Raw genomic sequence first — 16,363 nt, forward strand, 5'->3', positions numbered from 1 at the left:
AATCCGCCTCGCCCGACAAAAAGCGGGTCGGTCTTTTGAGGAACCTCGGGGCTTGCCAACGGTTAGGAAGATGCACCGCATTGCATGAATCCAAGGGGACTGCCGAGGCCCCCGGGACATCGACTGGCCAAAGTGCCGTTGAGCAGCTTGGGCGATTGTGGCGGAGGCCCGTAGGAGGAGCAAAAAATGCTCGATCTCTCCCATGCCCGCAACCAGATGGTCGACATTCACCTAAGCCGCCGTGGCATTCGCGACCGCAATGTCCTTCAGGCGATGCGCGAGGTCCCGCGCGAGGCTTTCGTCGAGCCCGGTTTTGAAGAATTTGCCTATGAGGACGGGCCGCTGCCGATCGCCGAAGGTCAGACGATATCGCAGCCCTATATCGTTGCGTTGATGATCGAAATGGCCGAGGTCGGAGCCGGTGACCATGTTCTCGAGATCGGCACCGGCTCGGGCTATGCGGCTGCCGTAATGAGCCGGATCGTCGAACGTGTCTACACCATCGAGCGCCACGCCGCGTTGGCTGCAACGGCAAGGCAGCGGTTTAAAAAGCTTGGCTACGACAATATCGCAGTCCGCACCGGCGACGGCACCAAGGGCTGGCCAGAGGCTGCACCCTTCGATGCGATCCTGGTTGCCGCCGCTGGCCCCGGCGCACCGCTCGCTCTGCAGGAACAGCTCGACGTCGCCGGCCGGCTTATCATCCCGGTCGGCGACGAATTCGACGCGCAGCGCCTGCTCAAGGTCACCCGGACCGGCGCAGCAACTTACACCGAGGAGGATTTCGGCGGCGTGCGGTTTGTTCCGCTGATCGGCGAGCAAGGCTGGGGCGAGCCAGGCAGCGACAGCCAGATAGCGGCCGATCTTCCGCACCGGCATCAGCGCAGGAGCAGCCTGCCGCAGATGATAGCGGCCGCCGCCGAACCGCTTCCGGATTTCGACGATCCGGCCTTCGGTGCGCTGTTCGACCGGTTTGCCGACCGCCGCGTCGTCTTGCTCGGCGAAGCCAGCCACGGCACGTCGGAGTTCTATCGTGCGCGCGCGGCGATCACGCGCAGGCTGATCGAGAAGCATGGCTTCACCATCGTCGCGGTCGAGGCCGACTGGCCCGATGCCGCGGCGATCGACCGTTACGTCCGCCACCGGCCACCACGGCCGGGCGCCGATCCGCCGTTCCAGCGCTTTCCCACCTGGATGTGGCGCAACACCGACGTCGCGGCGTTCGTCGACTGGATGCGAGAGCATAATGAGCGGATCAGGATATCCTCCCGGCGGGCCGGGTTCTATGGCCTCGACATCTACAATATGGGCGGGTCGATCGCGGCGGTCCTGCAATATCTCGACCGGGTCGATCCGCAGGCGGCAAGGATCGCACGCGAACGCTACGGCTGCCTGACTCCGTGGCAGAACGACCCGGCCACCTATGGCCGTGTCGCACTCACTTCCGGTTACCAGAAATGCGAGAAGGCCGTGCTTGAGCAATGCCGGGAACTGCTTGCCAGAGAGCTCGATTATGCGCAGCAGGACGGGTTCGATTTCCTCGACGCCACCCAGAACGCCCGCCTGGTCGCCTCCGCCGAGCGCTATTACCGCACCATGTATTATGGTGGCGCGCAATCCTGGAACCTGCGCGACACCCACATGTTCGAAACGCTGGAGCACCTGCTGCAGGCCCGCGGCCCGAACGCCAAGGCGGTGGTGTGGGCGCATAATTCCCATATTGGCGATGCCCGCTATACCGAGATGGGGATCGTCAGGGACGAATTGAACATCGGCCAGCTCTGCCGCCAGCGTCTTGGCGACGAGGCTGCCTTGATTGGGCTCAGTACGCATTCCGGGACGGTGGCCGCTGCCACCGACTGGGACGGCGACATGGAAGTGAAACCGGTTCGGCCTTCCCACAACGACAGCTATGAGCGGCTTTGCCACGACAGCGCCGTCTCGCCTTTCCTGCTCGATTTCGAGCGCGACGACACGCTGCGCCAACGGCTTCTGGAGCGCCGGCTGGAACGCTTTATCGGCGTCATCTATCGGCCCGAGACCGAGCTGCACAGCCACTATGCGGACGCCTCGCTCGCCCGCCAGTTCGATGCTTTCGTCTGGTTCGATGAGACCAATGCCGTGACGCCGCTTGGGCCGGAGCATGCGGGGACAGGCCTTCCCGAGACTTACCCTTTCGGGCTGTAGCGAATCTGGAACTTGGGGAAGCGGAAAATCCAAAGGAAGGAGGTCACCAATGGCCGGAAAGAAGACTCATGAGCAGCAATTGCGCATCATCGAAGAGCGCGAGAACACGAAAAACGCCGGCAAGGATTTCGACGCGGAAGCGGATTTGAAAAAGACCAGGCAAGAGCGCGAGGCGTTCCGGCGCGGTGCCGAGCTCAGATCGGACCCGAAGGATATTGCCGATCCCGACGATCGCAACATCATCCGCGGCGAGCACCAGGAAAGCGCCCACAACAAGCATCGCGCCGACCGCTGAACGGCCGGATCGCTTGACGTTAAGACAATACGATGCCGGGTCCGTCCCTTGACCTTAATCCCTGGGGCTATTCGGCAAAAAATGTCGCGGCGACAGCAATTGAGACGAGGCTCAGCATTGCCAGGCCTGCCCTGACCACATGCGAAGCCTCCCAGACGTTGCGCAAATCTCTCCAGTCGCCGGTCTGCTTTCGAGAGAACATTGAAAAAAACGTCGCGGCGGATTTCGGCAGGACAGTGTCTTGCACCCAGAAATTATTGACGGGGTGGGTGACCAACCAATAGGTCGCGTGCTCCGCCAGCAATGAGACAAGCGCCGCCAAGGTCCACCAGAATCGGGCGCTTGGATAGGGCGTCAGGTAAAGCAGGACGGCGAGTGCAATGATGCCGCCGATCTCGGCGAACCCGCCGATCGTGAAGCCGGGATAGTAGATCGCCTGCACTGATCTGTAGGTGGCCTCCTTGAGGCGCAACTTGCCGGGCAATTCCAAAGCGTGCGCGAGCGAGAGCGCCATCGAGACGGCGACCAACAGAAGCGTGGCGATCGTCAATGCGCGCATGTTCCTGCTCCCGACCATGCGCTCGTGGTGCGCGCGTAGATAGGGTGGTTGGTGATCCTGAAAAGGCGCCCGACTTCGCCGGCAGGCTGTTCGGTCATTCCCCGATCTGGCTGGTCGAGCGTTCGTGGAGCCTGGCGCCGGTCTGCGCGTCGACCGCGACCATGCTGACCTCGTAGCCCCAGAGCTTGCGGATGTGGCGCAGCGTGGCGTCGCGGCTGCCGCCTTCCAGCACGATGCCGTCCTTGACCTTGTGCTGCAGGCGCAGATGCCGGTCGCCGAGCAGGTCCACATCCACCACCTGGATGTCCGGCCGGCTGGCGCCGATGTCGTAGCTGTGGGCGAGTGCGCTGCGGATACTCTCGTAGCCGCGCTCATTGTGTATCGAGGCGACTTCGTAATGGGGGTCGTTGGCAGCGTCGGCAAGCACAAAGAACCGCCATTTCCGTATCAGGGTAGGGCTCAGATATTGGCGGATGAAGGACTCGTCGCGATGGTTGGCCCAGGCGTCCAGCAAGGTCTGGCGCCAGTCGCCGTTGCCGGCGATATCGGGGAACCAGTCGCGGTCCTCGGCCGTCGGCGCGGTCGAGATGCGCTGGATGTCCTGCATCATGTCGAGACCCAGCGCGTAAGGGTTGATACCGGAAAAGCGCGGATCGTCGAAGCCCGGCTGGAAGATCACGTTCGAATGGTTGCGCAGGATGTCCAGCATGGCACCTTCGCCGATCAGCCCGCGGTCGAACAAAAGGTTCATCAGCGTGTAATGCACGAAGGTGGCGCAGCCCTCGTTCATCACCTGCGTTTGGCGCTGTGGATAGAAATACTGCGCGATAACGCGGACAATCCGGATAACCTCACGCTGCCACGGTTCCAGGATCAGGCTGTTCTTCTCGAGGAAATAAAGCAGGTTCTCCTCGGGCAGCTTGAGCGATTTCTTGCGCTCCGCCATGGTGTCCGTCTCGCGGACCTTGGTGCCGTCCTTGGACGGCGGCAGCGTGCGCCACAGATCGTTATAGGAGCGCTCCTCGTATTCCAGGCGCTCGCGAAGGCCCTCGCGCTGCTTTTCCGACGACAGCTTCGGCGGCCGGTGATATCTGAACACGCCCTGTTCCATCAGCGCGTGTGCGGCATCGAGGATCTCTTCCACCGCATCGACGCCATGCCGCTCCTCGCAGCGGGCAATGTAGCCCTTGGCGAAGTCCAGATAGCTGAGGATGGCGCCGGCGTCCGTCCACTGCCGGAATAGATAATTGTTCTTGAAGAAATGGTTATGGCCGAGTGCTGCGTGCGCCGTCACCAGGGCCTGGAGGGCCATGGTGTTTTCCTCCATCAGATAGACGATGCAGGGATTCGAATTGATGACGAGTTCATAGGCGAGCCCTCGCCCGCCTTTGCGATAGAGCAGTTCCTGGTAGAGGTAGTGCTTGCCGAAGGACCAGTGCCGGTACATCAGCGGCATGCCGACCGAGGAATAGGCGTCGAGCATCTGTTCGGACGAGATGATCTCCATCTGTACCGGATAGGTGTCGAGGTGGAGCTCTTCGGTGGCGATCGCCTCGATGGTCTCGTAGGCGCGCGACAGCGTCCTGAAATCCCAGTCGGAACCGGAAAACAGCAGCCCGGATCTGCTCGCCATCAGCCCCCTCTTTCACCGCTCTTTTGATAGCCCGGCTGTCTGGCGAAGAGCTGGCGGAAAACCGGGTAGATGTCGGCCGCGGTGGCGATGCGGCTCATCTGGAAGTTCGACCATCTCAGCTTGACCGCACTGTAGGCACGCCATAGCGACGTGCCGTTGTCGGTAGCGCCGAAGATGTGGCTCTCGCGCTCGTCGAGGATCTCGACATAGGCGAAATACTGGCACAGCCGCATGATCTGTTCGTCGAGCAGGGCGATGCAGCGCTCGGAATCGGTGACGAAATTGTCACCGTCCGAGGCCTGGGCGACATAGATGTTCCATTCGCGGCTGGGATAGCGTTGCTCGACGATGCGGTGCATCTCCTCGAGCGCGGTGGAAACCACCGTACCGCCGCTCTGGGTGTTGTAGAAGAAGGTTTCCTCGTCGACCTCCTGCGCCTCGTGGGTGTGGCGGATGAAGACCACCTCGGTCCGGTCGTAGCGCCGCTTCAGGAACAGGTGCAGCAGCACGAAGAAGCGCTTGGCCAGATCCTTCTCGCGTTCGCCCATCGAACCGGACACGTCCATGAGGCAGAACATCACCGCGTTGGCGTTCGGCACCGGCTGGGCGTCGAAGCGGTTGAAGCGGATATCGACCGGGTCGACATAGGCGATCCGCTTGCGGCGACGCTCCAGTCGATCGAACTCTTCCTGCAGCGCCACGATGCGCTGGCGCATCTCGACGTTTTGCGGCTTCGCCTCCAGCGACGCAATCTCCTGCGCGATCGCATCGAGGTCCTCCTGCTTGGGACGCCTGAGCGCTATGCGGCGGCCATGGCTGTTGCGCATCGTGCGCCCGACATTGATGTTGGTCGGCGAGCCGGTCGCGGCGAAGCCGGCCCGGCGCGGCTTGAAGGCGAGGATCTCCTTGAGGTTGAGCTTGACCATGTCAGGCAGTTCGAGGTCTTCGAAAAAGAGGTCGAGCACCTCTTCGCGCGACAGCACGAAACGGAAATCGTCCTCCGATTCGGTTCTCCCCGGTGCGGACCCCATGCCGCCGCCCTGGCCGGGCTTGGGCAGCCGGTCGCCTGGGGAGAAATGCTTGTTGCCGGGCAGGACGTGCTGGCGGCTGCCGCTGTTCCTGGCATCGTTGAAACTCGGCTCGCCGGTGCCCCGCGCCGGCATCGAAACGGCATGCTCGGCGTCCACATCGGCGATCTTGCCGGTGCGAATCTGATCGCGGATGGTGCGCTTCAACTCTTCGCGCGCCCGCCGCAGGAAACGCTGCCGATTGCCGAGGCTTTTGTCCTTCGGGTTCAGTCGGCGATCGATGAAGATCGGCATATATTACCCCGGGCTGGCTTCAACCCGCCTTGTTCACCCGCATGTACCAGTCCACCAGCCGGCGAACCTGGCGTTCGGTGTAACCGCGCTGGATCATCCGCTGCACGAATTCGGTATGCCGCTTCTCCGTCACGCTGTCCTGCTTGGAGCCGAAGCTGATCACCGGCAGCAGATCCTCGACCTGCCCGAACATCCGCTTCTCGATGACTTCGCGCAGCTTTTCATAGCTTGTCCATGACGGGTTGCGGCCATGGTTTCTGGCCCGCGCGCGCAGCGTGAACTTCACCACTTCGTTGCGGAAGTCCTTGGGATTGGCGATGCCGGCCGGCTTTTCGACCTGCGACAGTTCGTTGTCCAAAACCTCGCGATTGAGGATCTGGCCGGTATCGGTATCCTTGTAGTCCTGATCCTCGATCCAGGCATCGGCATAGGCGATGTAGCGGTCGAACAGGTTCTGGCCGTATTCGCTGTAGGATTCCAGATAGGCCTTCTGGATCTCGTGGCCGATGAACTCGGCATAACGGGTGGCCAGCTCCGACTTTATGAAATCGAGATAGTCCGCCTCTGTTTCCTTCGGGAACTGCTCGCGCTTGATCGCCTCTTCCAGGATGTACATCAGATGCACCGGATCGGCGGCCACCTCTTCGGTGTCGTAGTTGAAGGTCTGCGACAGGATTTTGAAGGCGAAGCGGGTGCTGACGCCGGTCATGCCTTCATCGACACCGGCCGCGTTTCGGTACTCCTGGACCGACTTCGCCTTGGGATCGGTTTCCTTGAGGTTCTCGCCGTCATAGACGCGCATCTTGGTATAGAGCGGCGAATTGTCGTGTTCGGCCAGGCGGGTCGAGACGGTGAACCGGCTGAGGATGTCGAGCACTTCCGGAGCGCAGGGGCTGTTAGCCAATTCGCTTTCGCGCAACAGCTTCTCGTAGATCTGCCGCTCTTCGGTTACGCGCAGGCAATACGGCACCTTGACCACCAGGATGCGGTCGAGGAACGCCTCGTTGTTCTTGTTGTTCTTGAACTGCAGCCATTCCGATTCGTTGGAATGGGCAACGATGATGCCCTGATAGGGGAAAGCGCCGAAATTCTCGGTGCCGTTGTAGCTGCCTTCCTGGGTGGCGGTCAGCAGCGGATGCAGCACCTTGATCGGCGCCTTGAACATCTCGACGAATTCGAGCAGTCCTTGCGTCGTCCGGTTCAGCCCGCCGCTATAGGAATAGGCGTCCGGATCGGACTGGCTGAAGTTTTCCAGCTGCCTGATGTCGACCTTGCCGACCAGGGCCGAAACGTCCTGGTTGTTCTCGTCGCCCGGCTCGGTCTTGGCGATGCCGATCTGGCGAAGCCTGGACGGCATCAGCTTGACGACGCTGAATTTGGAGATGTCGCCGGACAATTCGTCGAGACGCTTGGCCGCCCAGGGCGAGATCAGGCCGGTCAGCCGCCGCCGGGCGATGCCGTATTTGTCCTCCAAAAGGTCGCCCATGCGGTCGGGATCGAACAGCCCGAGCGGTGATTCGAAGACCGGGCTGACCTGGCCGCCGACCTTCAGCGTATAGATCGGACGCTGCTCCATCAGCCTTTTCAACTGCTCCGCAAGCGAGGACTTGCCGCCGCCGACCGGGCCGAGGAGATAGAGGATCTGCTTGCGTTCCTCGAGGCCTTGCGAGGCATAGCGGAAATAACCGGCGATACGCTCGATCGTATCCTCCATGCCGTAAAAGTCGGCGAAGGTCGGATAGATCTTAATCGTCCGGTTCGAAAAAATACGGCCGAGCCGCTCGTCCTTGCTGGTATCGACAAAGGTCGGCTCGCCGATCGCCTCGACCATCCGCTCGGGCGCCGAAGCGTACATCGACTTGTCCTCGCGGCAGGCAAGCAGATATTGCTGGAGGCTTATCTCCTCCTGCGCCGCATTCTTGTAAACCTCGGAAAACAGATCGAAGACGTCGGATTGATTCTCACGCATGGTATTCCTAGCCCCGGAGCCGATGTGGCTGCATGTTTGTCTCTTGAACAACCAAATGTTGGAAAGCCCTTGTGGTTCCCTTCACTTCGCAGAGAGTGCATGTGACCGAACGATAAGAGTCTAGATAAGGGCATCCTGAGTGCAGACAAGGCGTGGAACGTCCTGCTCGCGGCACAAAATCCTGAATCGCACCACGTCCTGCGGGCGACATCCAACAAGACGGAGGAACGGTTCGGGTCCTTTCCGGTTGTGAGGGAAAGGAGACGGTCGATGTCTGGGAATAGTTTGTGGTTGCTCGTTGTTGCAGGCGGTCCACTGCTGCTGGCAGTCCTGATCGCCTACGCCCTGCTCACGCAGCGCCGTCGCGGCCCGGCGGAGCGCAGGGAAAGCGAGCGTGCGACCGAGCGCCTGTATCAGGAAAAGAAGGACTGACCGACGGGATCGCAGCTCAGCTGCCGGCAACCGCCAGCCCGGTCGCTTTTTCGGCGCGCAGCAGCATGCCAAACAGGTCGCGCGGCTCATCGGGATCGGCCAGAAGGTCTAGTTCCTCGTAAAGGCCGGTCCGCTGCAGCTGATCGCGGACGTAGCGCAGCGCGGAAAAATCCTCGATCGCAAAGCCGACGGAGTCAAACAATGTGATCTGTCGGGCATCCGTCCGGCCTGCTGCCTTTCCTGTCATCACCTGCCACAATTCGGTGAGCGGGTGATCCGCATCGAGCTGCTGGCTCTCGCCTTCGATGCGCGTCTGCGGCGGATATTCTACGAAGATGTCCGAGCGCAGCAGAATGTCGCGATGCAGCTCGGTCTTGCCCGGGCAGTCGCCGCCAACCGCGTTGATGTGCACGCCGGATCCAACCATGTTGTCGGTCAGGATTGTTGCCGACCGCTTGTCGGCGGTAACCGTGGTGATGATCTCTGCACCTTCAACGGCTTCCTGCGCCGACGCGCAGAGCTTGATGTCGAAACCCATGCCGGCAAGGTTCCTCATGCATTTCGTCGAGGCCGCCGGGTCGATATCGTAGAGACGCAGCCTGCCGACGCCAAGCAGCGCCTTGAACGCAATCGCCTGGAATTCCGATTGTGCGCCATTGCCGATGATCGCCATGCACCTGGCAGCCTCGGGAGCGAGGTATTTCGCCGCGACCGCCGAGCTTGCGGCGGTTCTGAGCGCCGTCAGGATGGTCATTTCCGAAAGCAGCATCGGATAGCCGTTGCCGACATCGGCAAGCACGCCGAATGCGGTCACGGTCTGGCGGCCGTCACGCGTGTTCTTCGGGTGCCCGTTGACGTATTTGAACCCGTAGAGCTGCCCGTCGCTGGTCGGCATCAGCTCGATGACGCCGTCAACGCTGTGCGAGGCGATGCGCGGCGTCTTGTCGAACAGCTCCCAGCGCCTGAAATCCTCTTCGATATAGGTGGCAAGCTCGACCAGGAAGCGCTCGATGCCGATGGCAAGCACCAGCTTCATCATGCGGTCGACGCTGACGAACGGGACGATGTTCAAATTGACGGTCATGGCTCAGAACCCCCTCGTCGGACGGTCCATGATCCGCCGGCCCATCAGGCTCGCGGTCAGGTCGACCAGAAGCGTGGCGGTGCGGCCGCGTTCGTCGAGAAAAGGGTTGAGCTCGACCAGGTCGAGACTGGTGACGAGGCCGCTGTCATGCAGCATTTCCATTGCCAGATGCGCCTCGCGGAAGGTGGCGCCACCTGGAACGGTGGTGCCGACCGCCGGGGCGATCGACGGGTCGAGAAAATCGACATCGAGGCTGACGTGCAGCATGCCGTTGGCGGCGCTCACCCGCTCGAGAAAGGCGCGAAGCAGTTGCGCAATGCCGTGCTCGTCGATCGAACGCATGTCATGGACCGTCACGCCGGCTCTGCGCAACGCTTCCCTTTCCGCCAGGTCCACGCTGCGGATCCCCAGCGCGCATATGCGAGCCGGGTCCACCTGCGCTGCAAGGCGGGGGAAATAGCCCTCGAAGCCGGGCTGCCCGCTGGCATAGGCCAGCGGCACACCATGCAAATTGCCGCTGGTGGTCGTGTCGAGCGTATGAAAATCGGGGTGCGCATCGAGCCACAGCACGAAGAGCGGCCGGCCGGCATTCGCCGCCCGGCGGGCAATGCCGGCGAGCGTACCGGCCGAAATGCTGTGGTCGCCGCCGAGAAAGATCGGCATCGCATCGGCGCTCGCGGCATAGGCCGTTTCGCTGATTGCTGCCGTCCAGGCGGCAATTTCCGGCAGCGCCTTCACCGCCGCGTTGCCGTGTACGACAGGACGCATGTCGGCCGGGACGATCGTTCCGAGGTCGGTCAGCGTATGGCCGAGCTCGGTCAGTGCGGTGGCCAGGCCGGCCGTGCGCAGCGCACTCGGCCCCATCTCGCAGCCCATGCGGCCTGAGCCGGCCTGGATCGGTGCGCCCACGATCGTGCAATGCATTCTCATACCCCGCCAATTGCGATGCCTTTATTGAAGCCCGCATCGCTGGCAGAATGAACATGTCAAATTGGCAAATTTGTCGAAATGCCTTACCATAGTGGCATCATCTACTTCCGTTGTGAGCAATCATGGACCAGCTCGACGAGCAGATCATCACCTCTTTGCGGCACGACGCCCGGCGCAGCATTTCCGATCTTGCCGTCGGCCTGGGTGTCTCCCGGGCAACCGTAAGGTCCCGGATCGAGCGGCTTGAAAGGGACGGCGTCATCGTCGGCTACACCGTCATTCTGCGCGCCGACGCGGTCGATCAGCGCGTGCGTGGCATCATGATGATCGAGATCGAAGGCCACGCCGCCGATCGCGTCATTCGGGCGCTGGGTGGCTTCTCCGAGGTCTCGACCATCCACACCACCAATGGCCGCTGGGATCTGGTGATAGAACTCGGAACCCAGACCCTGAGCGAGTTCGACGCGGTACTGAGACGTATCCGCCTGATCCCCGGAATTACCGGCAGCGAAACAAGCCTGCTCCTGGCAACGCCACGCACCACCAAGGCTCGGCTGTGATCCTCGAGTAACCACCTTGCCCTGTAGCGGCAACGAAATCCGAAGCCGCGGAACCTTCAATTGCCGCCGTGGTTGGGCTCGGACAGGCCTCCTTCGAGGGAGAACAATCATGGCTCACGCCCAGCAGGAACTGGTCGAATTCGTTATCAGCAAAGCCTTCAACCCGGTCATGCGAGCCAAACCGGACGGAAAATCCGATGCCGAGCGCAAGACGCTCGAACACGTCCAGCAGGCCACGAAGACCGAGATTGAGCGCTATCGCCGCTACGGCTCGGCCGAGGAGGTCGCGACCAACTTCAGGCGCGACCTGAATTCCGACGCTGCCAAAAAGTTGCACGCCCAGCTGCGCCGACTGCATCTGCCGACGATCGAGGACATTCGTGACGACTTCGAGGACAAGGCCCGCAAGCTCGGGGTCAAGGCCTCGTCGTAGATCCGCGACCGATCGCCTCGGTGACGTCCGTCAGGCCGGCATCACAATCCATCCTTGGTCGGAGGCCACCCTGACCGAGCTGTCTCGGGGATGTTGTCCGACGTCAGCTCGCCGCGATTGAGCTTTTCAATCGCTTCATCGGCTTCGCTTTCGTCGAGACCGGAAAGCGGCAAGCCATCGACCACGACGGCTTCGTCGCTCTCGCTGTCATAGACCTCCCAGAGGCCTTCCGGATCCTGTCGTTTGTCGTAAACGGTTGGCATGGCGATTTCCGTAACCACTCCTGCAGGCAAGGCCGCCATTGCACGCCCGCCACCCATTTCAGGGCCTGGGCTTTTTCTGACTTGCTGCCTGCCCGAAACAAACTCGGGCCATTTGTGGATGTTCCCTGCCGGAGGCGTGCTTGACTTCAACCTGACATGGCTAGAATCGGCCGGCTTCTCCGATCGGCCCTCGGATCGCCTGGGTCACGACGGTGTAACGCGTGACTTGACCCTCCTCCGGGTCCTCCCCGTGGAAATGGATTGCCGCGTTCGGCGGCAGCCGCGCAGTGCTGCCGAACTGCTTGACGGCGGAGACATGCACGATCTGCATGTCGGGGTCGCGCGTCATGGCGTCCATCGCTGCCAGCTCGGCGCTGCTGCTGCCACCGATCCGCCAGCTGGCTTCCAGCACACCCGATCGCCAGATGCCCGAGGAATCGACACCTTGGCCGATGTCGTAGTTGCGTCGCGAAGCGAAGAATCCTGGATAGCCATCCATCGCTGCGTCATAGGTCCTCGCCTGCGCCACGGCCAAACCCAGCGCCGGAGATAATCGCAGCTCATCCAGCGCCTCCCATCCGCCGCGCACCACAACCAGATCGGATCCGCCGTAAACGGGCTGTCCGTCGTTGTCGGTCGTCGTCCGCTGGGTGCCGTAATAGCTGATCGACAATTCGTCGATCATGGTTCTGCCAACGCTCAGCGTAACGATGTCGCGAAGCTGCGTTTCGAGAACAAGGCCGTATTCGCTTAGCTCAGACGATGGATATTGGTCCAGCAGCCTTTCGACATCGCCGACTGTCGCGGCGGTGTGCTGGTCGCGGCCCCGCGAAGCGCGCGGTGGCTTGAACCGGACCAGCCCGAGCTCCAGCAGACGTTGCGCTGCGCGCAGCGCGTCATGGCGTGAAAATGCAGTGTAGCCGGGCAGTACGGCCGCGGCGACGGCGCTGCCGAAGCCGGCGGGCCATTCTTTTGGCCGTGCCGCCGATCCGTCCACCAGCTCGTGGGTTATGGCCTTGGTGGTTGCGAGGCGCCAGGGCACCACCCCGCCGAAGAGATCGTCGGGCCCGTTTATGCCCAGTTGAACCGCATCGGCAGCAAGCAGGCTGTCGTCCGGCACGAAATACAGCCCGCCGCTGTCACCGCCACCTTCACGCAGGCCCTGGCGGAAGGAAAATCCCTTCAACGCTGCAATCGTGCGCGCGACGGCAGCGACGGTTTCCCGTTCATGGGCGTAGATGGTCTCGCCGCCCGGCGCGGAGAATGCGACCACAACACCTTTCGCCCCGCTTGGTTGCCTACCGCTTAGCCCGGTCATGTCGCGCCCTTCGTCCATTGCCGAGCCCATTGCCGTTTCCGCGGCAATGCGTCCGAACCAAAAAACCCGTTGGCGCGGCGAATGTTCCGGCCAACGGCCGGCTGCGGGTTTGACCGGGTGGCTGCCCGGAGCTTCTTGCGGTCGACGTCGAGACGCTGCGTCCCGGCGAGAAGGCCGCCGTAGACGACGTGCTGAAGGAGGCCGCCCCACACGTCCTGGGAGACGCCGACGTCGTCGGCACATTCGAACGGGCTTGAGACCGGAGTTCGCTGTCGCATGAACTGCGGCCGATGGCCGGAATAATCGCTAAATCAGCGGTTCATGTTCATGATCGCGTTCATCGGCATCAAATTGTGGTCGAGATTGGCCATGATCCAGATCGAGCCGCCGATCACCAGAACTACGATCAGCACGCCGAAGGCAAGCGCCAGGGCGTTGTTGGTGTTGTCCGGTCCCGTCGTGATGTGCAGGAAGAAGACGAGATGCACGCCCATCTGGGCGATCGCCAGCACGACCAGCGCCACCGGAACGCCGGGTGCCCATACCAGGTCGGTTCCGGGCAACCAGAACGAGGCGATGGTCAGCAGCGTTGCCAGCCCGAGGCCGATCACATAGCCGCGTAGCCCGGATCCGACGTCGGTGTCGCCGAGGTATTCGTCACCCGGCGCCGTATCGATGTCGTAGCGCTCCAGGCCATGGGTGTCGCGCCGTTGCGCGTGGCGATCATCCGCATTGCTCATCGACTTGCTCCCAGGAGATAGACCACGGTGAACAGCGCGACCCAGATGATGTCGAGGGCGTGCCAGAACAGGCTGAAGCACATGAAACGCCGAAGAATATCGTCGCGGAATCCCTTGGCGAAGATCTGCGCCATCATCGTGAGCAGCCACAGCAGCCCCGCCGTGACGTGAAGGCCATGGCATCCCACCAGCGTGAAGAACGCCGACAGGAAAGCGCTGCGCGTCGGTCCGGCACCGCTGGCAACCATATGCACGAACTCGCGCAATTCGAGCAGGATGAAGCTGGCGCCGAGCACGAAGGTGACAGTCATCGCGACATAGAACCAGGAGCTTCGCCGCGCTGTCACGGCAAGGCCGGCGAGACCGCAGGTAAAGCTCGACAACAGCAAAGCGGCCGTCTCGATCGCGACGTTGCGCAGGTCGAACAGCTCGGCCCCGCTTGGTCCGCCCGCCGTCTTGCCCGCCAGCACGGCATAGGCCGCGAAGAAGGCGGAGAACATCACGATGTCGCTCAGAAGGAAGATCCAGAAACCATAGCCGACGACGATCCGGATCGGGGCCGGGCCGCCGGGTGCATGGCCGTGCCCGCCATGGATACGGTAAGGGTCACGCTCTCGAACGTCTATCGCGGTCATGGCCTTGGCCCCGTGTAGGTAGCCAGTGCCTCGCGGCGCGCGCTTCGGTTGGCGCGGTCGATCCGGGCGACTTCGGCGGCAGAAATGACGTATTCGGGTTTGTCGCGCCATGCGAATACGACGAAGGTGGCGAAAGCACCGAGCGCGCCGAGTGCCACCATCCACCAGATATGCCAGATGAGGGCGAAACCCATCACCGTCGCAAAGAAGGCGCAGATGAACCCGGTGGGACTGTTGCGCGGCATCTCGATCGGCTCGTATTCAGGCTCGTCGCGCAGGCGGTTTTGCTCGCGTGCCCGCTGCTTGATGCTCCAGTAGGGCTCTTCGCCCTCGACGTGCGGAAGCGCGGCGAAGTTGAAGACCGGCGGCGGTGAGGGCGTTGCCCATTCCAGCGAGCGCCCGTCCCAGGGATCCCCTGTGGAATCTCGAAGCGCCGCACGCTGCCGGATGCTGACGACGAGCTGTATGATCTGCGCGACCATGCCGGCGGTGGTGATGATCATGCCGGCGCCCGCAACCAGCACCCAGGGATACCAGGCCGGCACGTCGAAATGCTGCATGCGGCGGGTCATGCCGAGCAGGCCGACGGCGTAGAGCGGCACGAAGGTGGCGTAGAACCCGATCAGCGTCAGCCAGAAGGCCAGCTTGCCCCAGCCCTCGTGCAGCCGGAAACCGAATGCCTTGGGAAACCAGTAGGTATATCCGGCGAAGGCGCCGAACAGCACGCCGCCGATGATGACGTTGTGGAAATGCGCCACCAGGAACAGGCTGTTGTGGAGCAGGAAATCGGCCGGCGGCACCGCCAGCAACACGCCCGTCATGCCGCCGATGACGAACGTCACCATGAAGCCCAGCGACCACAGCATTGGGGTCGCGAAGCGGATGCGGCCGCCATACATGGTGAACATCCAGTTGTAGATCTTCACGCCGGTACCGACAGCGATGATGCTGGTGGCGATGCCGAACGCAGCGTTGACGTCGGCGCCGGCGCCCATGGTGAAGAAGTGGTGCAGCCACACCATGAAGGAAACGATGCAGATGAAGAGTGTCGCGGCCACCATCGAGCGGTAGCCGAACAGCGGCTTGCTGGAGAAGGTGGAGATGACCTCCGAGAAGATGCCGAACGCCGGCAGGACGAGGATGTAGACCTCGGGATGGCCCCAGGCCCAGATCAGGTTCACGAACATCAGCATGTTGCCGCCGGCTTCGTTGGTGAAGAAATGAAAGCCGAAATAGCGGTCGAGTGTCAGCATCGCGAGCGTGGCTGTGAGGATCGGGAACGCGGCGACGATGAGCAGGCTGGCGGCGAGCGAAGTCCAGCAGAACATCGACATCCTGAGGTAACTCATGCCGGGCGCGCGCATCTTCAGGATCGTGGTGACGAAATTGATGCCGGTGAGCAGCGTTCCGACACCCGCTATCTGCACCGCCCACAGATAGTAATCGACACCGACGCCCGGCGAGTAGGCGGTCTCGCTGAGCGGCGGATAGGGCAGCCATCCGGTGCGTGCGAACTCGCCGATCACCAGCGAGATGTTGACCAGCAGCGCGCCGGTGGCGGTGAGCCACAAACTCACCGAGTTGAGCGTTGGAAAGGCAACGTCGCGGACGCCGAGCTGCAGCGGCACGACCAGGTTCATCAGGCCGATGACGAACGGCATCGCCCCGAAAAAGATCATGATGGTACCGTGGGCCGAAAAGACCTGATTGAAGTGGTCGGGCGGCAGATAGCCGGGTGCCTGGAACGCGAGGGCCTGCTGGGACCGCATCATGACGGCGTCGCTGAAGCCGCGCAGCAGCATCAGCAGCGCCAGCAGCACGTACATCACGCCAATCCGCTTGTGATCGACGCTGGTGATCCATTCGCGCCACAGATAGGGAAAATGGCCGGCCAGGAAGACCCAGGCCAGCACGCCGAGGATTGCCAGGGCGACGACCGCCGAGGCGATCATCGGCAGAGGCTGATCGAACGGAATGACGTCCCAGCTCAATTTTCCGAGCAT

General features: G+C 62.3%; 16 protein-coding genes. 5 read left to right on the forward strand and 11 right to left on the reverse strand.

Annotated features, from left to right (window positions below; translation table 11 throughout):
* The first annotated feature begins 186 nt into the window (after nt 1–186).
* Both NKH83_RS08430 and NKH83_RS08435 read left to right on the forward strand, forming a co-directional pair.
* On the forward strand, nt 187–2,187 hold the full coding sequence (locus NKH83_RS08430) for a protein-L-isoaspartate(D-aspartate) O-methyltransferase (protein WP_352476944.1): 2,001 nt from the start codon (nt 187–189) through the stop codon (nt 2,185–2,187).
* A gap of 49 nt (nt 2,188–2,236) precedes the next feature.
* Nucleotides 2,237–2,482, forward strand: a complete 246-nt coding sequence (locus NKH83_RS08435) for a hypothetical protein (RefSeq protein WP_023720508.1) — start codon at nt 2,237–2,239, stop codon at nt 2,480–2,482.
* A 67-nt stretch (nt 2,483–2,549) separates the two neighbouring features.
* On the opposite strand, the gene NKH83_RS08440 is transcribed toward NKH83_RS08435, so the two are convergent.
* The 4 genes from NKH83_RS08440 to NKH83_RS08455 all read right to left on the reverse strand — a co-directional run bounded on the left by NKH83_RS08440 (nt 2,550) and on the right by NKH83_RS08455 (nt 7,965).
* On the reverse strand, nt 2,550–3,041 hold the full coding sequence (locus NKH83_RS08440) for a DUF1772 domain-containing protein (RefSeq protein ID WP_352476945.1): 492 nt from the start codon (nt 3,039–3,041) through the stop codon (nt 2,550–2,552).
* A gap of 94 nt (nt 3,042–3,135) precedes the next feature.
* Entirely contained in the window at nt 3,136–4,674 is a 1,539-nt protein-coding gene (locus NKH83_RS08445; protein ID WP_352803221.1) for a SpoVR family protein, read from the reverse strand.
* Nucleotides 4,674–5,996, reverse strand: coding sequence for a YeaH/YhbH family protein (locus tag NKH83_RS08450; protein ID WP_352476946.1), 1,323 nt, complete (start codon nt 5,994–5,996; stop codon nt 4,674–4,676). The genes NKH83_RS08445 and NKH83_RS08450 overlap by 1 nt, the downstream gene beginning before the upstream one ends.
* 19 nt (nt 5,997–6,015) lie before the next feature.
* On the reverse strand, nt 6,016–7,965 hold the full coding sequence (locus NKH83_RS08455) for a PrkA family serine protein kinase (RefSeq protein WP_254815786.1): 1,950 nt from the start codon (nt 7,963–7,965) through the stop codon (nt 6,016–6,018).
* 270 nt (nt 7,966–8,235) lie between these two features.
* Between NKH83_RS08455 and NKH83_RS08460 the strand changes: the two genes are divergently transcribed.
* Complete coding sequence (locus NKH83_RS08460) at nt 8,236–8,397, forward strand: hypothetical protein (RefSeq protein ID WP_254815787.1); 162 nt, start codon at nt 8,236–8,238, stop codon at nt 8,395–8,397.
* 16 nt (nt 8,398–8,413) lie between these two features.
* On the opposite strand, the gene ocd is transcribed toward NKH83_RS08460, so the two are convergent.
* Together ocd and rocF are read right to left on the reverse strand one after the other, a co-directional pair.
* The gene (ocd, locus tag NKH83_RS08465; RefSeq protein ID WP_352476947.1) at nt 8,414–9,481 is read right to left on the reverse strand and encodes an ornithine cyclodeaminase; all 1,068 of its coding nucleotides are present in this window, start codon (nt 9,479–9,481) and stop codon (nt 8,414–8,416) included.
* Nucleotides 9,482–9,484: 3 nt separating this feature from the next.
* Nucleotides 9,485–10,405, reverse strand: a complete 921-nt coding sequence (gene rocF, locus NKH83_RS08470) for an arginase (RefSeq protein WP_352476948.1) — start codon at nt 10,403–10,405, stop codon at nt 9,485–9,487.
* 128 nt (nt 10,406–10,533) lie between these two features.
* On the opposite strand from rocF, the gene NKH83_RS08475 reads away from it, so the two are divergent.
* Entirely contained in the window at nt 10,534–10,971 is a 438-nt protein-coding gene (locus tag NKH83_RS08475; RefSeq protein WP_352476949.1) for an Lrp/AsnC family transcriptional regulator, read from the forward strand.
* Between the two features lie 109 nt (nt 10,972–11,080).
* Entirely contained in the window at nt 11,081–11,404 is a 324-nt protein-coding gene (locus NKH83_RS08480) for a hypothetical protein (protein ID WP_352476950.1), read from the forward strand.
* 41 nt (nt 11,405–11,445) lie between these two features.
* On the opposite strand, the gene NKH83_RS08485 is transcribed toward NKH83_RS08480, so the two are convergent.
* From NKH83_RS08485 to cyoB, 5 genes are all read right to left on the reverse strand, one after another.
* Nucleotides 11,446–11,667, reverse strand: coding sequence for a hypothetical protein (locus NKH83_RS08485; protein WP_254815792.1), 222 nt, complete (start codon nt 11,665–11,667; stop codon nt 11,446–11,448).
* Between the two features lie 160 nt (nt 11,668–11,827).
* A complete protein-coding gene (locus NKH83_RS08490) occupies nt 11,828–13,015 on the reverse strand; it encodes a DUF3182 family protein (protein ID WP_352476952.1) in 1,188 nt (395 codons plus the stop codon).
* Nucleotides 13,016–13,296: 281 nt separating this feature from the next.
* Nucleotides 13,297–13,725 (reverse strand): cytochrome o ubiquinol oxidase subunit IV, encoded by a 429-nt coding sequence (gene cyoD / locus NKH83_RS08495; protein WP_352476953.1) that lies wholly within the window; start codon nt 13,723–13,725, stop codon nt 13,297–13,299.
* The gene (gene cyoC / locus NKH83_RS08500; protein WP_352476954.1) at nt 13,722–14,360 is read right to left on the reverse strand and encodes a cytochrome o ubiquinol oxidase subunit III; all 639 of its coding nucleotides are present in this window, start codon (nt 14,358–14,360) and stop codon (nt 13,722–13,724) included. The genes cyoD and cyoC overlap by 4 nt, the downstream gene beginning before the upstream one ends.
* Complete coding sequence (gene cyoB, locus NKH83_RS08505) at nt 14,357–16,363, reverse strand: cytochrome o ubiquinol oxidase subunit I (protein WP_352476955.1); 2,007 nt, start codon at nt 16,361–16,363, stop codon at nt 14,357–14,359. The genes cyoC and cyoB overlap by 4 nt, the downstream gene beginning before the upstream one ends.

Origin of the sequence: Mesorhizobium sp. M0909, assembly GCF_040319515.1 — a bacterium.
Lineage (GTDB): Bacteria > Pseudomonadota > Alphaproteobacteria > Rhizobiales > Rhizobiaceae > Mesorhizobium.